This is a genomic window from Variovorax sp. GrIS 2.14, from assembly GCF_046115955.1.
In the GTDB taxonomy this organism is placed as follows: Bacteria; Pseudomonadota; Gammaproteobacteria; order Burkholderiales; family Burkholderiaceae_C; genus Variovorax.
Window position 1 is genome coordinate 33,196 of sequence record NZ_JBJXIA010000004.1, and the last position, 16,313, is coordinate 49,508.

Here is a 16,313-nt window from a genome sequence, read left to right on the forward strand (position 1 = left end):
CGAATCGATGAACTACCTGAGTACGCGCGGTCACCCCGATCGCAAACGCTTTTGCGAAATCCTGCTCGAAGGCCTGGCACCCGACGGTGGCCTGTACCTGCCCGAGCACTATCCGCAGGTTGATTCGGCCATGCTGGCGAAGTGGCGCGATCTGCCCTATGCCGAACTCGCCTTCGAGATCTTGTCGCTCTACATCGACGACATTCCGCCGGCCGATCTGAAAGCGCTTTGCGCTAAGACGTACACCGCTGAAGTCTTCGGCAGCGACGAGATCGTGCCGCTGCGCGAGCTCGAAGACGGCGTGTACCTCGAAGCCCTCTCGAACGGCCCGACGCTCGCCTTCAAGGACATGGCGATGCAGTTGCTCGGCAATTTGTTCGAGTACGAACTCGCGCGCCGTGGCGCCGAACTCAACATCCTTGGTGCGACCAGTGGCGACACTGGCAGCGCGGCCGAATACGCGATGCGCGGCAAAAAGGGCGTGCGCGTTTTCATGACGTCACCCGAAGGCCGCATGAGCCCGTTCCAGCAGGCACAAATGTTCAGCCTGCAAGACGCCAACATTCACAACATCACGATCGCCGGCGTTTTCGATGATTGCCAGGACATCGTGAAGGCGGTGTCGAACGATCTCGCTTTCAAGCGCAAGTACAAGATCGGCACGGTCAATTCGATCAACTGGGCGCGGTTGCTGGCGCAGGTCGTCTACTACTTCGCTGGTTATTTCCAGGCGACGCCGGCAGCGAAAGATGGGAACGACAAGCAAGCGAGCTTCGCGGTGCCCTCCGGCAATTTCGGTAACGTCTGCGCCGCCCACGTCGCGCGGATGATGGGCCTGCCGATCCACACGCTGGTGGTCGCCACCAACGAGAACGATGTGCTCGACGAGTTCTTTCGCACCGGCGTCTACCGTGTGCGCGCGGCCGCCGACACGCACGAGACATCGAGCCCGTCGATGGACATCAGCAAGGCCAGCAACTTCGAGCGCTTCGTGTTCGACTTGCTGGGCCGCGACGCGAAGCGTTTACACAGCTTGTTCGACACCGAGCTCGCACGCACCGGCCGTTTCGACCTGAGCGACGATCCGGCGTTCGCACAGGCGGCCACGCGGTTCGGTTTCAAAAGCAGCCGCAGCACGCACGCCGACCGGCTCGCCACGATTCGCGACACCGACAAGCGCTTTGCGACGCTCATCGACACGCACACCGCCGACGGCCTCAAGGCTGCGCGCGAACACCTCACGCCGGGCGTGCCGATGATCGTGCTGGAGACGGCTCTGCCGATCAAGTTCGCAGCAACGATCGTCGAGGCATTGGGTCGTGAGCCGGAGCGGCCGGCCGGCTTCGAAGGCATCGAGGCATTGCCCAAGCGTGTCGTCAAATTGCCGGCCGACGCCGAAGCCATCAAAGCCTACATTGCGCAAAACTCGGACTGAGTCGGCATGAAAGCGATCGGCTTTTCCGGATATTCCGGCGCGGGCAAGACCACGCTGGTTGAGCGCTTGATACCGGTGTTGAGGCGACGGGGCCGACGCGTCTCGGTCGTCAAGCATGCGCACCACAAGTTCGATGTCGATCGTCCGGGCAAGGACACCTACCGTCATCGTGAGGCGGGCGCCTTCGAGGTAGTAGTGGCGTCGGACAAACGGCTCGCGTTGATGCGCGAGTTCGAACAGCCGACGCAGCTTTCAGTCCATGACCTCATCGCCGAACTCGATGCCCGAATCGACTGGGTTTTTGTCGAAGGCTTTCGGCATGCCGACTTGCCCAAGATCGAGGTCTGGCGTGCAGCACAAGACGGTGAGCCGGCACGCACCGCGCACTACATCGACGATCGCTTCATCGTCGGCATCGCGACCGACGATGCGACCCGCCTGCCTGCGCCCACGCCGCTGCCGGTGTTCGACCTGAACGATGCCGAAGCACTGGCGCGTTGGCTGATCGACAGCGGCGATCGCTTCGAATACAACCAGCACCATGCCTGAATCCGCGCCAACCTCACGTCCTTCTTTGATGCCGCTCGACGAGGCGGTCGCCAGCCTGCTTGCCAAGGCCGTGCCCGCGGTCGGCACTGAAAGCGTCCTCACCTTCGAAGCAGACGGACGCGTGCTGGCGCAAGACGTCGTCTCGGCGCTGACCGTGCCGCCGCGCGACAACAGCGCGATGGATGGCTACGCTGTGCGAGCAGCCGATTGCGCCACCGCCGATTCGGTTTTGCAGGTGACGCAGCGCATTCCTGCTGGCACTGTCGGCTCGGCGCTCGCTGCCGGCACCGCCGCCCGGATATTCACTGGCGCGCAAATTCCCGAGGGGGCTGACGCGATCGTGATGCAGGAAGACACGTCGACGTTGCCGCAGGAAGGCGGGCTCGGCAGCGTGTGCATTAACGTCGCGCCAGACGCTGGCCAGTGGATTCGCCGAGCCGGCGAAGACGTCGCGGCCGGCGATGTCGTGCTGGTGCGCGGCGAACGCCTGACGCCCGCAGCGCTCGGTCTCGCAGCCAGCGTCGGCTTCGATCGACTGACTGTCGCCAAGCGCCCGCGCGTCGCGCTGCTGTCGACCGGCGACGAGCTCGTGATGCCTGGCGACGTGTCGCCCGAGGCGATGAAGCCGGGCTCCATCTACAACTCGAACCGCTTCTTCATGCGAGCGTTGCTGCATCGCCTCGGCTGCGAGGTCAACGATCTCGGCATCGTGCCCGACCGGCGCGATGCGACCATCGATGCGCTGCGCACAGCAGCGGCAAACAACGACCTCATCATCACGACAGGGGGCGTGTCGGTAGGCGAAGAAGACCACATCAAGGCCGCCATCCAGGCACTCGGCGAACTTCAGCTCTGGTCACTGTCGATGAAGCCGGGCAAGCCGTTTGCCTACGGCAACATCAACGGCACGCACATCACCGGGCTGCCCGGCAATCCGGTGTCGAGCTTCATGACATTTCTGTTACTGGTGCGGCCCTTCATCCTCACCTTGCAAGGCGCGGCGCGCGTGGCGGTGGAATCTGTCGCGATGCGTTCAGACTTCGACTGGCCCCGGCCCGACCGGCGCCGCGAGTTCCTTCGCGCACGTCGCAACGCCGACGGCGGACTGGATCTGTTTGCAAATCAGAGCTCCGGCGTGCTGACCTCCGCCGTGTGGGGTGATGGCGTCGTCGACACGCCGGCCGGCCAGCCGATCAAGAAGGGCGATACCGTGCAGTTCATTCCGTTCGCTTCGCTGATTGCATGAGCGCTCGATGACCGCCGCAACAAAGACGCACATGAAAATCTCGATCCGCTACTTCGCCTCGGTCCGCGAAGCTCTTGCGAAGTCCAGCGAGTCCGTGGAGACGAATGCCGAAACGCTCACTGTGTTGCGCGACGAATTGATCGCGCGGGGTGCTCCCTATGCCGAAGCGCTGGCGCGCGGCAAGGCAGTCCGCATGGCGCTGGATCAGGTGATGAGTGTAGAGAGCGCTGTGCTGCTGGACGGCGCTGAAGTGGCGTTCTTTCCGCCTGTCACCGGCGGCTGAAGGCGACCGGCACATGTCCGCGAGCGCATCTATCGGCGCATCCGTGAGTGCATCGGTGAGCGGTCCGCCGCGCGTCTTCGTTCAAACCGCAGACTTCGATCTCGCGGCCGAGATCGCTGCTCTGCGCGCAAGCAATTCGGCCATCGGCGCCGTCTGCAGTTTCATCGGTACGGTGCGCGATCGCAACGACGGGGCCGACGTGGCGTCGATGGAGCTCGAGCACTACCCTGGCATGACCGAGAAGGCCATCGAGGCCATGATCAACGAAGCGCACCGTCGCTTCGACATCCTCGGCGCCCGCGTGATCCATCGCATCGGCCTGTTGCAGCCGCTCGAGCAGATCATGATGGTCGCGGTGGTGTCGGCGCACCGCGGCGAAAGCTTCCAGGCCTGCGAATTCCTCATGGACTACTTGAAGACGCAGGCTCCGTTCTGGAAAAAAGAACAGACGCCCGAGGGTGCGCGCTGGGTCGATGCCCGCGTTGCCGACGACAAGGCACTCGCGCGTTGGGGCATCGCCGCGACCAACGGCTGATCCCTCCTGATTTCTCGTTTGCTTGCGCCTGCGCAAGGCCCGACAGCCCTGCGGCGTCTACAAATAGGGCAACGACGCCGGGCAATGGCCGTGCTCGAACATCCGTCCGCCCTTGAAGGCCGTGCAAACGACCTTATTTCGAATGCAGGAACCTATATGCGCCAAGACAAACTCACCACAAAATTCCAGGAAGCGTTGAGCGACGCCCAGTCGCTCGCGCTCGGCAACGACAACGCCTACATCGAGCCCGCCCACCTGCTGGCAGCGATGCTGCGGCAAGACGAGGGCCCGCGTGCACTGCTCGAGCGCGCTGGGGTCAACGTGCCCGGCCTGTCGCAAGCGGCCGAGGCCGCCATCAAGAAGCTGGCGCAAGTGCAGGGCAATGACCAGGTTCAGGTCGGGCCGGAACTCGGCAAGCTGCTGCAGGCCACCGAGAAGGAAGCCATCAAGCGCAACGACCAATTCATCGCGGGTGAACTGTTCCTTCTTGCGCTGGCCGACAGCAAGGCCGACATCGGCAACCTTGCGCGCAGCAACGGAGTCACGCGCAAGTCGCTCGAAGCTGCCATCGAGGCAGTGCGGGGCGGGCAGGGCGTCAACAGCGCGGATGCCGAAGGCCAGCGCGAGGCGCTCAAGAAATACTGCATGGACCTGACCGAGCGCGCGCGCCTGGGCAAGCTTGACCCGGTCATCGGCCGCGATGAAGAAATCCGTCGTGCCATCCAGGTGCTGCAGCGCCGCACCAAGAACAACCCGGTGCTCATCGGCGAGCCCGGTGTCGGCAAGACGGCCATCGTCGAAGGCTTGGCCCAGCGCATCGTCGCCGGCGAGGTGCCCGACTCGCTGAAGGGCAAGCGCGTGCTGTCGCTCGACATGGCCGCGCTGCTGGCCGGTGCCAAGTTCCGCGGCGAGTTCGAAGAGCGCCTGAAGACCGTGCTGAACGAGCTCGCGAAAGACGAAGGCCAGACCATCGTTTTCATCGACGAGCTGCACACCATGGTCGGCGCTGGCAAGGCCGAAGGCGCGATGGACGCCGGCAACATGCTCAAGCCCGCGCTGGCGCGCGGCGAACTGCATTGCGTCGGCGCGACCACGCTCGACGAATACCGCAAGTACATCGAGAAGGACGCCGCACTGGAGCGTCGCTTCCAGAAAATCATCGTCGGCGAGCCGTCGGTCGAAGCAACCATCGCGATCCTGCGCGGGCTGCAGGAGAAGTACGAAGTGCACCACGGCGTGCAGATCACCGACCCGGCGATCGTGGCCGCGGCTGAGCTCTCCGACCGCTACATCACCGACCGCTTTTTGCCCGACAAGGCGATCGACCTGATCGACGAGGCGGCTGCCAAGATCAAGATCGAAATGGACTCCAAGCCAGAGGTCATGGACCGGCTCGATCGTCGCCTGATTCAGCTGCAGATCGAGCGCGAAGCCGTGCGTCGCGAGAAGGACGAGTCGTCGCAAAAACGCTTTGGCCTGATCGAAGACGAGATCACCAAGTTGCAAAAGGAAATCGCCGACTACGACGAGATCTGGCAAGCGGAAAAGGCGCAAGCCCAAGGCTCGAAGACGGTGATGGAAGACATCGACAAGATGCGCTTTCAGATCGCCGAGTTCACGCAGAAGGGCGACTTCAACAAGGTCGCAGAGCTGCAGTACGGCCAACTGCCGGCGCTCGAAAAGCGTTTGAAAGAGGCGCAGGAAAGCGAGACGAGCAAGGGTAAATCGAGCGTTCCGACGCTGTTGCGCACGCAGGTCGGTGCCGAAGAAATTGCCGAAGTCGTGGCGCGCGCCACCGGCATTCCGGTTGCCAAGCTGATGCAGGGCGAGCGCGACAAGCTGCTGGTCATGGAAGGCAAGTTGCACGAGCGCGTGGTCGGCCAGGACGAGGCCATCGGTGCCGTCGCGAACGCGATCCGCCGTTCGCGCTCGGGCTTGAGCGATCCGAATCGGCCGACCGGCTCGTTCCTGTTCCTGGGCCCCACGGGCGTCGGCAAGACCGAGCTGTGCAAGGCGCTCGCGGGCTTCCTTTTCGACAGCGAAGACCATCTCATCCGCGTCGACATGAGCGAGTTCATGGAGAAGCATTCAGTGGCGCGCTTGATCGGTGCGCCGCCCGGCTACGTCGGCTATGAAGAGGGCGGCTATTTGACCGAAGCGGTGCGCCGCAAGCCCTACAGCGTGCTGCTGCTGGACGAAGTCGAGAAGGCGCATCCAGACGTATTCAACGTGCTGCTCCAGGTGCTGGACGACGGGCGCCTGACCGACGGCCAAGGCCGCACCGTCAACTTCAAGAACACCGTGATCGTGATGACCAGCAACATCGGCTCGCCGATCATCCAGGCGATGGTCGGCAAGCCGAACGAGGAGATCAAGGAAGCGGTGTGGGACGAGTTGAAGAACTACTTCCGACCGGAGTTCCTGAACCGCATCGACGAGACGGTGGTGTTCCATGCGCTCGACGCCAAGAACATCGAATCGATCGCCGCGATCCAGCTCAAGGTACTGCAGGCGCGCGTCGCCAAGATGGACATGGCGCTCGAGGTCTCACCTGCGGCGCTGGCCGAGATCGCCAAGGTCGGGTTCGACCCGGTGTTCGGCGCGCGGCCATTGAAGCGGGCGATTCAGCAGCGCATCGAAAACCCGCTGTCGAAGTTGCTGCTCGACGGCAGCTTCGGGCCGAAGGACACGATCCATGTGACGACCGATCCGATCCATTCGCCGGGCAAGTTCGAGTTTGCCCGTACCGTCCGCACGGGTGATGTCGGGGAACCAACGACGGAGACGGTGGCCTAATCGCGATGATGAACTTCATCCTTCGCTTGGTTCTCTTCATGTTGGGGCTGGTCTTCGCGGCCAGCCTCGCCGTCGCGGTGCTGTTGTTCGGTGCGGCGTGGGGACTGCGCTATGGTTGGGCACGACTTACCGGCCGGCCGATTACGCCGTGGGTCATGCGCTTCAACCCTGGTGCCGGCTTCAACCGCTTCCGCGCGGCCAGCGCGCCGGCCGAGCCGTCGGCGGGCGACGTGGTCAGTGCGCGTGCGCTGGGCGAATCTTCGGAACGCCCAGTACGTGTGCATGGCGTGGGTGGCGGCGTGACCGACGTCCAGCCCAAGTCGGCGCCCTAAGCACGCCGCGCTGAACCCCGTCAAAATCGACCCTCCGCGTCCGCCGCCGAATGTGGCACCACCCTGGAGAGATTGAAATGACCCAACGCGACATCTTCGTGGTCGGCACCGCCCGCACCGCCATCGGCACTTTCGGCGGCTCGCTGAAAGACGTGCCCAACACCCAACTGGCCACCACCGCCGTCAAAGCGGCCCTGCAACGCAGCGGCGTGGCACCCGACGCCATCGGCCATGTCGTGATGGGCAACGTGATCCCGACGGACGTCAAGGACGCGTACCTGAGCCGGGTCGCCGCCATCGATGCCGGCTGCCCGATCGAGACGCCCGCCTTCAACGTCAACCGCCTGTGCGGCTCCGGCCTGCAGGCGATCATTTCGGCGGCGCAGGCGATCCAGCTCAGTGATTGCGACATCGCCATCGGCGGCGGCTCGGAGTCGATGAGCCGCGGCCCATACTTCGATACTTCGGCCCGCTATGGCGCGCGCATGGGCGATGCGGTGCTGGTCGACTACATGCTCGGCATCCTGCACGACCCCTGGGAAAAGATGCACATGGGCATCACCGCCGAGAACGTTGCAGCGCGCTACAACATCTCGCGCAGCCAGCAGGACGAGCTGGCGGTCATGAGCCAGCAGCGCGCCGCTGCGGCCATCGCGGCCGGTCGCTTCAAGGAGCAGATCGTTCCGGTCGAGGTCAAGACGCGCAAGGGCATCGTGCTGTTCGACACCGACGAGCATGTGCGCGCCGACACCACGATGGATACGCTGGGCAAGATGAAACCGGCCTTCAAGAAGGCCGGCCTGGTGACGGCAGGCAATGCGTCGGGCATCAACGACGGCGCTGCCGCGGTGGTGTTGGCCGAAGGCTCGCGCGTGCAGGCGCTCGGCCTCAAGCCGCTGGCCCGGTTGGTCGGCTACGCACATGCCGGCGTCGAGCCCGCTTACATGGGCATTGGCCCGGTGCCGGCCACGCGCAAGGTGCTGGAACGCACCGGCCTGAAAGTGAGCGACCTCGACGTGATCGAGTCGAACGAAGCCTTCGCCGCACAAGCCTGTGCCGTCATCCAGGAGCTGGGTTTCGACCCGGCCAAGGTCAACGTCAACGGCTCGGGCATTTCGCTCGGCCACCCGGTCGGCGCGACCGGCGCCATCATCACGACCAAGGCCATCGCCGAGTTGCACCGCACCGGCGGGCGCTACGCTCTGGTGACGATGTGCATCGGCGGCGGGCAAGGCATCGCGGCGATTTTCGAGAGAGTTTGAGCGGACGATGCCGCTGCGCAAGCCGATCCTTGTCGACGAAAACGAAGTCGAACTAACTGCCATTCGTGCGCAGGGTGCGGGCGGCCAAAACGTCAACAAGGTTTCGAGCGCGGTGCATCTGCGCTACGACATTCCGGCAAGCTCTCTGCCGGACGACGTCAAGGAGCGACTGCTGTCCTTGCGCGACAACCGCCTCACGCAAGAAGGCGTGCTGGTGCTCAAGGCGCAGCAGCACCGTACCCAGGAGATGAATCGCAACGACGCGCTGGCGCGTTTGCAGGAGGTGGTCGACAGCGTGGCCGCGGCGCCCCTGGTGCGTCGGGCCACCAAGCCGACCTATGGTTCGAAGCAGCGACGACTGCAAGGCAAGAGCCAGCGCTCGGAAATCAAGAACCTGCGGGGACGTGTGCAGGACTGAGTCTGGTCTGGCCGCGAAGCCGCACGATCTGCAGTGCGACGCTCCGACAACGCCGCGGCGTGGCATAAACTGGCGACGCTCATCATCCGCCATGTCGCTCATCACCTTTATCGTCGAAGACAACCCCACGATTCGGGAGAACCTCATCCCGACGCTGGAAGATCTGGCAAATGCCGAGGTGGCCGGCTTCGCGGAATCCGAGGCAGAGGCGATCGACTGGCTCGCTTCCCACCGCGACGATTGGCACCTGGCGGTCGTCGACCTGTTCCTCAAGCAGGGCTCCGGCCTAGGCGTGCTGGCCGCATGCCGACAGCGCGGGGAACAGCAACGGGTCGTGGTGCTCAGTAACTACGCGACGCCCGAGATGCGCAACCGCTGTACCGAGTTGGGCGCCGACGCGGTGTTCGACAAGTCCAACGAGCTCGACGCGTTCTTCGACTTCTGCAATACCGATCGACCTTCGCAGTTTTCGGCGTTGTAGCGGCGGCGAGCCGCGGCCCATATGCCTAGCCCGCTGGCGTCGATTGCGACTCGTTGCGCCCGCAGTCCGTCATCAACGCTTGCAGCGCATCGGCATCGGTGCGGTAGTTGAAGAGCAGGGGTCCGGGCACCAGCAAGCCCGCACGGTCGAGCACTTGCTGCGCCGGTAATTTGAGGCCGCTGAGGTGCAACCGCACGCCCTTGCTCTCGAGCAAGCGACGCAGCGAGCCGAACACCTCGGCGCCGCTGATGTCGATGCGGTTGATGGGATGCGCGAAGAGACAAACGTCGGTGACTTCAGGCCGCCCTGCAAGCACTTCGGCAATCGCGCGCTCGAGCGTGCCCGCAGAAGCGAAGTCGAGCTCCGCATCCATGCGCAGCGCGTAGAGAGTGGGCGCCAGCGGTGGTAACTGCCACAGGTGTCGGTCGCGCAGGCTGCCGTCGCCGTGCAAGCCGACTTCAATGATGCGCGGATGCAGGTGGCGGTACATGTAGTTCGCGAGGCTCGCCAGCAGCCCGCCGAGCACGCCCCAGTAGATCGAAGGCGCGGTCGCGATGGTGAGTGCGAAGGTGCCGATGGCGATGCCGGCCTCGATGCGCGACACACGCCACAGCACCGCGAAGCTGCGCGGCTTGATGAGCCCGATGATGGCCGTCATAACGACTGCGGCCAGCACGGCCTGAGGCACGTGATAGAGCAGCGGCATCAGCCACAGCAATGTGAGCGCCACCACGACGACGCTGAACAGCGTGGCCCAACCGGTCTGCGCACCCGCATACAGCGTGATGGCCGAACGAGAGAACGACGAGCTGGTCGGAAAAGCACCGGTCAGGCCCGACGCCACCTTGGCGAGGCCCTGGCCGATCAAGTCCTGGTTTTCGTTCCACAGCGTGCCGGCGCGTGCGTTGTCGATCTTGGCGCTGGAAGCCGTTTCGAGAAAGCTCACCAGCGTGATCGTGAGCGCGGGCAGCAGCAGCATGCCGAGCGTGTGCAGCGTGCCGCCTGGCAGAGCGCTTGGCCAATACAGGGACGGCAAGCCCGAAGGCAATGCGCCGACCACGGCGCCGCCGAGGAGTGCATAGCTGAGCGACCAGCTCAACGCCGCTGCGCCGGCGACGAGCGCCATGGTGGTGGGGAAGCGAGGCAGCCAGCGCTTGCCGGCCCACAACACGGCCATGCTGCCAAGGCCGAAAGCCATCGCAGTCCAGTCCGGAGGCGAGCCACCGCGCAGAACCTGCGGCACGGTACGACCAGTGAACCCGAGCAGCGAAGGCAGCTGCGACACTGCGATCAAAATCGCCGCGCCCTGCGTGAACCCGGTGAGCACCGGCGAGTTGACCAGTCGCAGTATCCAGCCGAGTCGCCCGGCACCGATCAGAATCTGGATGCCACCCGACAGTAGCGTCAGCCACACCGCCATCGCCACCCACTCGGCGCTGCCCGCGACCGCAAGGGGCGCCAGCGAAGCACCGACCAGCAGACTGGTGAGGGCAGTCGGCCCGACCGACAGGCGTTGCGACGAACTGAACAGCACCGCGACCAGTGCGGGCCACAGCGCCGCGTACACGCCGGTGACCAGCGGCATCCCGGCGAGGGCCGCGTACGCAACGCCTTGCGGGATCACCATCAGCGCGACCGTGATTCCGGCGAGTGCCTCGCCTTGCAACAGTGCGCGACTCGGACGCGGCCATGCGAGGCAGGGCATCCAGTGGGCGAGCCGCTGCCGCAAAGAAGGCGTGGTTGCTATCAAAACCGTAGCTTGGAGTGGCGTCTTGGCGCGCCTCTCGATTGTTTTTGATTGAGGATGACAGGCGAGTATAGAGGCGTGACTCACAGAGCAATGCGTCGAAAATCGCATCACGATTCAGACTGCGCCTACATCGCAAACCGATTGCTTCAGCGACTCTTTGGCATGAATAAGTGGTTTCGTCCATTCGCCGATCTCCGGAGCTGGCAGACGCGACGCTCGTTCGATCGCTTCGACAGGTTTGGTCCGTACCGCCTCACAGTGCAGGCGTTGCCTTTGACGGCAGTACCGCTGGCCCATGCGCTGGTGCATTCGGTCACCGGGATCGACGATGACCTTCGACGCGGGCTCGACGTCACGCTCGCCGAGCGCGCGCGGCCCGCTTTGGGCCAGCCTGCGTCGCGTGCGACGGTATCGGTCTGGTACGCGCTGCAGGACGCGCAGGCGACCGGCCTGCCGCTGGCCGCCGAAGCCGACTGGGCGCTGCTGAAAGCGATCGGCCGCGAAGACGCTGCAATGGAGGCGATGCGCTTTCTGCTGCGCATCTATCTGACGACAGTGCAGCTCTGGTTGCCCGGTGCGGCCGAAGCGGTGCGCACGCTCGACTCACCAGCCATGCGCTGGGCGGACGGCGTCGGCGCCGACGCTAGATCAACGACTTCGCGTTTTTAAGCACGTAGTCGCAGGCCTTCGTTTTCACTTTGCCAGACACCGACTTCAAGTCGATCGACTTGCCGTCGCCCTGTAACAACCCTTTGGCACCGTTGGCAAAGCCGGTCTGTTGCTGGGGCTGACCCGTCACCTTGGCGAGCAACTTGTCCTTGATCGACGCCGCATCGCCGCCGAGGTAGTTGTTCTTGACGCAGTACTGCAGCACGCCGGCCGCATTGCCTACCGTGTTGCCGCCCATCGCCGGCATCGCGTAGTTCCCGGCCTGTGACTTGAGCGAGTCGAGCAGGTTCGACGCGCCAGCGGAGTCACCGACCGATGCGCCGATGGACGCCAGAAGAAGTGAAGCGAGAGCGGTGCGTGTTTTCATGGTGGCTTCCCTTTGAAGATGAGTTGGGTGGTGTGGATGAGGGCGATGTTTACTGTCGTTTCTTGTGCTGGAACGCGGTCGGTGATTGCCCGGTCGCGGCCTTGAACATGGCGCAGAACGCGCTGTCCGTGGCGTAGCCGCTGGCCGCTGCGACACGACTCACCGCCATACCACGCGCCAGCAAAGGAAGGGCATGCGCCAACACGGCTTGCTGTCGCCATTGCTGCCAGCTGGTGTCGAGTTGAACCCTGAACAGTCGCGCCACTGTGCGCTCGCTGGCGCCGATGGCGGCGGCCCGTTCCGCAAGCGTTGCGCGATCGGCCGGGTTGCGCAGCAACGTCTCGCAGAGCTGCCGCAGTCGCTTGTCGTTGGGCAGCGGTACATCGATCTGAATCTGCGTTGCGCGTTCCAGTTCGCTGATGAGCAACGGCGCGATCATGCGTTCACGCGGAGCGGCTTCGGCATCGACCGGCGGCAGGCCATCGGGCGTGGTGTCGAGCGCCAGCATCAATGCGCGCAGCAGCGGGCTGATCTCCAGCACCTCGCATTTCTCCCAGCTCGGCGCGAGCCAGGCATGCAGGTAGACGGTGCGCAGCTCAGCATCTTCGATGAGCGTGATGCTGTGCTGCATGTCGGCCGGCACCCAGAGCGCGCGCGACGGCGGAACGATATAGCTGCCGTCTTCGGTGCTGAGCCGGATTACGCCGCGTGTCGAGAAGGTCAGCTGTGGCCACGGATGCGCATGGAGCTCGACCAGCGTGTCGGCCTTGAGGAAATGCTCTTTGGCGCGCAGCGGCCGCACGGCATCAGGCGCATAGAGATGCGGCGTGAGCGAGCCTACGCTGATCGACGGTGCCATCGATGGTTGCACGACGGTCGCTGGTGGCGGCGATGCTGGAAGAACGGCAGGGATAGAGGCAGAGGCTGGCATGGTTCCGACAAATGTTGTCGCTGTATCGTCATTCTGACGGTAGCTGGCGACATAGGATCAGGGCCCGCCCGTCATATTTGTAGCAATCCATGTCGTCTTCAGTCACAGCAGTTTCATCCTCGACGCCCACCTTGCGTGCCGACGCCCAGTTGATCGGCCTGGTGGGCCTCGCGCATGCCGTCAGCCACTTCAGCCAGTTGGTGCTGGCGCCGCTGTTTCCGTGGCTGAAAGATGCTTTCAACGTGAGCTACACCGAGTTGGGCGCTGTGTTGACCGTGTTCTTCGTGGTCTCTTGCCTGGTGCAGGCGGCGTCGGGATTCATCGTCGACAAGCTCGGCCCGCGACCGGTGCTGTTCGTCGGACTCGGCGCGTTGGCGCTGGCGGCCTTTGGCTACGCGATGGCGACGAGCTACTGGATGCTGCTGGCCTTCGCGGTGCTGGGCGGCATCGGCAACGGCGTCTTTCATCCGGTCGACTACACGCTCTTCAACCGCAAGGTCGCGCCAACGCGGCTCGGCCATGCGTACAGCGTGCACGGCATCACTGGCAGTCTGGGCTGGGCGTTGGCGCCGGCCTTCGTGGTGCCGATCGCCATTGCGTATTCATGGCGCGTGGCATTGGCATCGGCCGGTGTACTCGCCGTGGTCGTGCTGCTGGTGCTTTGGATCTATCGCAGTGTGCTGTCGCTCGACGTCAAGACGGTGCAGAAGGCCACCGGGCAAGGCGGCGCTGCGCCCATCGGCGGAGAGTTCGATTTCTTGCGCATTCCGGCGGTGTGGATGTGCTTCGCTTTCTTCTTTTTCTACGCCGTCGTCATCAGCGTGGTGCAGACCTTCGCGCCCGTCGCGGCCGGCCATCTGCACGACGTGCCGGTCGCCCTGGTCGCGGTTTGCCTGACGGTCTACATGGTTGCGAGTGCCGCGGGCATGGTGTTCGGCGGCTTTCTCGCGTCGGACCCGACACGCTGTGCGCGCATCGTCGGTGCGGGCTTTGGCGTCGCGGCGGCGCTGGCGCTGGTGCTGGCCTTTGGAGACTTCCCCGGCATGCTGGTGCCGGTGATCTTCGGGGCGATGGGCTTCGCGTCCGGCATCGCGGGGCCTTCGCGCGATCTGCTGGTCAAGCGCTCGACGCCGCCCAATGCGACGGGACGCGTCTATGGCGTTGTCTACGCCGGTCTCGACATCGGCCAGGCTCTGGCGCCGCTGGTGTTCGGCCGGTTGATGGACAACGGCCAGTACATGAGCGTGATCGTCGGGCTGGCAGTGGTGCAGGGTGTGTTGATTGCAAGCGCGTTCAATGTGACGCGTGTGCGGCGCACGTCGCTGGTTGCCGCGACTGCTTGAGCGCGGCGGCCGCAGTGCCCGCGCTGCCGTTGCAGGGCCGGCGCGCACACTGAGCACCATGTCGACCAACGCCTTGCAACGTCATCAGCCCGATTCGCGATACGCGATGCTGCGGCTCTTCGTCACGCTGCTGATCATGACGGTCGGTAGCTGCGGCATGTATGTCGTGTCGGTGGTGTTGCCGGCAATCCAGTCCGACTTCGGCGTGGCGCGGGCCGAGGCCTCGCTGCCCTACACGCTGTTGATGATCGGCTTCGGTCTTGGCGGAATCGTCATGGGCAAGCTGGCCGACCGCCATGGCGTGATGTGGCCGCTGCTGCTGGGCGCAGTGTGCGTGGGTGTCGGCTTCGTGGCCTCCAGTTTCGCGACCGGCATCGTTGCTTTTTCTGCGGTGCAGGGAGTGTTTGTCGGGCTAGGCAGCGGTGCGGTGTTCGCGCCCCTGGTAGCCGACACCTCGTTGTGGTTCGTCAAGCGCCGTGGCATGGCGGTGGCCGTGTGCGCTAGCGGCAACTACCTCGCGGGAGCGGTGTGGCCGCCCATCGTGCAGAAGTTCGTGGAGGCCTCCGGTTGGCGAGCGACCTATGTGGGCCTGGGCCTGTTTTGCGGGCTGGCGATGGCGGGGCTGTCGCTGTTCATGCGAACGCGGCCACCGGCGACCGTCATGGATGCGCCGCCCGCGGCGGTTGCGGGCCGCGCTGGTATCGATGCGGTGGCCCGCCCCTTCGGCCTCAGCCTGGGGATGGCGCAAGGGTTGCTGTGCGTAGCTGGCACTGCCTGTTGCGTGGCGATGGCGATGCCGCAGGTTCACATCGTCGCCTACTGCACCGACCTCGGCTTCGGCGCTGCACGCGGGGCCCAAATGCTGTCGTTGATGCTCGCCTGCGGCATCGTGAGTCGCCTTGTCTCCGGTGCCCTCTGCGACCGCATCGGTGGCTTGCGCACGCTGTTGCTGGGATCGATGCTGCAATGCGTCGCGCTCTTCATGTTCCTGCCGTTCGACGGCATGGTGCCGCTCTTCGTGGTGTCGGCCATGTTCGGCTTGTTCCAGGGCGGCCTCGTTCCGTCGTACGCGATCATCGTGCGCGAATACTTTCCGCCGGCCGAGGCCAGCGCGCGCGTGGGCACCGTCATCGGCTGCACGTTGCTGGGCATGGCGCTCGGTGGCTGGATGTCGGGCAAGGTGTTCGATCTCACCGGCAGCTATCACGCGGCCTTCATCAACGGCATCGCTTGGAACCTGCTCAACATGTCGATCGCGGCGATGCTGTTGCTGCGAACCCGTCGGTTGCACGGCGCTGTGCCCGCAGCAGTCTGAAGTCTTTCACCTCGCGTCATTCACCTCGCGTCCTCTAGCCCGCGTCCTCTAGCTCGCCAAGAGCGCGTCGACTTTTCGCAACCCTTCGATCGTTTTCACGCAGGCTTCGGCAGCCTCTGTTCCCTTGACCGCGAAGTGGCGGTGGAAGTACTTGCGGTGTTCCGCATGCTCATGGAAGTGATGGGGCGTGAGCACGGCAGACAAGATCGGCACGCCGGTTTCGAGCTGCAACGCCATCAGGCTGTTGACCACGGTGGTCGCGACGAACTCGTGACGGTAGATACCGCCGTCGACCACCAGCGCGCAGCCGACGATGGCGGCGTACTTGCCCGAGTTGGCCAGCCGCTTGGCGTGCAGCGGGATCTCGAAAGCGCCGGGCACATCGAACACATCGATGGTGTCGGCAGGCACGCCGAGACGCCCCATCTCGGCAAGAAAAGCGTCGCGTGCCTGATGCACGATGTCGGCATGCCATTGCGCTTCGACGAAGGCGATACGGTTGCCGCGTGGCGCATCGGTGGCGGCCGTGACAGAAAGGGGAAGGTCGTTGATCTGACTCATGGTGCCTCTGGTGCCTTTTGAAAAAAAAGCAGGTTTCCTG

The 16,313-nt window shown here is 64.4% G+C and carries 17 protein-coding genes; 13 read left to right on the plus strand and 4 right to left on the minus strand.

Translation table 11 applies throughout. The features are described 5' to 3' along the window. Positions 1 to 7: 7 nt before the first annotated feature. From thrC to RCH10_RS08370, 10 genes are all read left to right on the plus strand, one after another. Complete coding sequence (gene thrC, locus RCH10_RS08325) at positions 8 to 1,435, plus strand: threonine synthase (protein ID WP_409052019.1); 1,428 nt, start codon at positions 8 to 10, stop codon at positions 1,433 to 1,435. A 6-nt stretch (positions 1,436 to 1,441) separates the two neighbouring features. Then, on the plus strand, positions 1,442 to 1,984 hold the full coding sequence (gene mobB, locus RCH10_RS08330; protein ID WP_409052020.1) for a molybdopterin-guanine dinucleotide biosynthesis protein B: 543 nt from the start codon (positions 1,442 to 1,444) through the stop codon (positions 1,982 to 1,984). A 28-nt stretch (positions 1,985 to 2,012) separates the two neighbouring features. Then, positions 2,013 to 3,230 carry a gephyrin-like molybdotransferase Glp gene (gene glp, locus RCH10_RS08335; protein ID WP_409052021.1) on the plus strand — a complete coding sequence of 406 codons (1,218 nt, stop codon included), beginning with the start codon at positions 2,013 to 2,015 and terminating at the stop codon, positions 3,228 to 3,230. 31 nt (positions 3,231 to 3,261) lie between these two features. Then, positions 3,262 to 3,513: a MoaD/ThiS family protein gene (locus RCH10_RS08340; protein WP_409052221.1), complete on the plus strand. Its 252-nt coding sequence runs from the start codon at positions 3,262 to 3,264 to the stop codon at positions 3,511 to 3,513. 13 nt (positions 3,514 to 3,526) lie between these two features. Next, entirely contained in the window at positions 3,527 to 4,048 is a 522-nt protein-coding gene (locus RCH10_RS08345) for a molybdenum cofactor biosynthesis protein MoaE (RefSeq protein ID WP_409052022.1), read from the plus strand. Between the two features lie 156 nt (positions 4,049 to 4,204). Further along, positions 4,205 to 6,844: an ATP-dependent chaperone ClpB gene (clpB, locus tag RCH10_RS08350; RefSeq protein WP_409052023.1), complete on the plus strand. Its 2,640-nt coding sequence runs from the start codon at positions 4,205 to 4,207 to the stop codon at positions 6,842 to 6,844. Positions 6,845 to 6,852: 8 nt separating this feature from the next. After that, a complete protein-coding gene (locus tag RCH10_RS08355; protein WP_323496318.1) occupies positions 6,853 to 7,176 on the plus strand; it encodes a hypothetical protein in 324 nt (107 codons plus the stop codon). A gap of 77 nt (positions 7,177 to 7,253) precedes the next feature. Further along, positions 7,254 to 8,438, plus strand: coding sequence for an acetyl-CoA C-acyltransferase family protein (locus tag RCH10_RS08360; protein ID WP_409052024.1), 1,185 nt, complete (start codon positions 7,254 to 7,256; stop codon positions 8,436 to 8,438). 7 nt (positions 8,439 to 8,445) lie between these two features. Continuing rightward, positions 8,446 to 8,856, plus strand: a complete 411-nt coding sequence (gene arfB, locus RCH10_RS08365) for an alternative ribosome rescue aminoacyl-tRNA hydrolase ArfB (RefSeq protein ID WP_409052025.1) — start codon at positions 8,446 to 8,448, stop codon at positions 8,854 to 8,856. A 91-nt stretch (positions 8,857 to 8,947) separates the two neighbouring features. Next, positions 8,948 to 9,337 (plus strand): response regulator, encoded by a 390-nt coding sequence (locus RCH10_RS08370; RefSeq protein ID WP_323496321.1) that lies wholly within the window; start codon positions 8,948 to 8,950, stop codon positions 9,335 to 9,337. 25 nt (positions 9,338 to 9,362) lie between these two features. Here the strand turns inward: RCH10_RS08370 and RCH10_RS08375 are convergent, their stop codons facing one another. After that, a complete protein-coding gene (locus tag RCH10_RS08375) occupies positions 9,363 to 11,042 on the minus strand; it encodes a SulP family inorganic anion transporter (protein WP_409052026.1) in 1,680 nt (559 codons plus the stop codon). Positions 11,043 to 11,249: 207 nt separating this feature from the next. On the opposite strand from RCH10_RS08375, the gene RCH10_RS08380 reads away from it, so the two are divergent. Continuing rightward, positions 11,250 to 11,756, plus strand: coding sequence for a hypothetical protein (locus tag RCH10_RS08380; RefSeq protein ID WP_409052027.1), 507 nt, complete (start codon positions 11,250 to 11,252; stop codon positions 11,754 to 11,756). Here the strand turns inward: RCH10_RS08380 and RCH10_RS08385 are convergent. Together RCH10_RS08385 and RCH10_RS08390 are read right to left on the minus strand one after the other, a co-directional pair. After that, positions 11,731 to 12,123 carry a DUF2501 domain-containing protein gene (locus RCH10_RS08385; RefSeq protein ID WP_409052028.1) on the minus strand — a complete coding sequence of 131 codons (393 nt, stop codon included), beginning with the start codon at positions 12,121 to 12,123 and terminating at the stop codon, positions 11,731 to 11,733. The genes RCH10_RS08380 and RCH10_RS08385 overlap by 26 nt on opposite strands. Positions 12,124 to 12,172: 49 nt before the next feature. Next, on the minus strand, positions 12,173 to 12,982 hold the full coding sequence (locus tag RCH10_RS08390; RefSeq protein WP_409052222.1) for an AraC family transcriptional regulator: 810 nt from the start codon (positions 12,980 to 12,982) through the stop codon (positions 12,173 to 12,175). Between the two features lie 161 nt (positions 12,983 to 13,143). On the opposite strand from RCH10_RS08390, the gene RCH10_RS08395 reads away from it, so the two are divergent. Together RCH10_RS08395 and RCH10_RS08400 are read left to right on the plus strand one after the other, a co-directional pair. Then, the gene (locus RCH10_RS08395; RefSeq protein WP_409052029.1) at positions 13,144 to 14,397 is read left to right on the plus strand and encodes an MFS transporter; all 1,254 of its coding nucleotides are present in this window, start codon (positions 13,144 to 13,146) and stop codon (positions 14,395 to 14,397) included. A 58-nt stretch (positions 14,398 to 14,455) separates the two neighbouring features. Continuing rightward, entirely contained in the window at positions 14,456 to 15,712 is a 1,257-nt protein-coding gene (locus tag RCH10_RS08400; protein ID WP_409052030.1) for an MFS transporter, read from the plus strand. 48 nt (positions 15,713 to 15,760) lie between these two features. Here RCH10_RS08400 and RCH10_RS08405 read toward each other — a convergent pair whose 3' ends face one another. Further along, a complete protein-coding gene (locus tag RCH10_RS08405) occupies positions 15,761 to 16,273 on the minus strand; it encodes a 6,7-dimethyl-8-ribityllumazine synthase (protein WP_409052031.1) in 513 nt (170 codons plus the stop codon). Between the last annotated feature and the right edge of the window lie 40 nt (positions 16,274 to 16,313).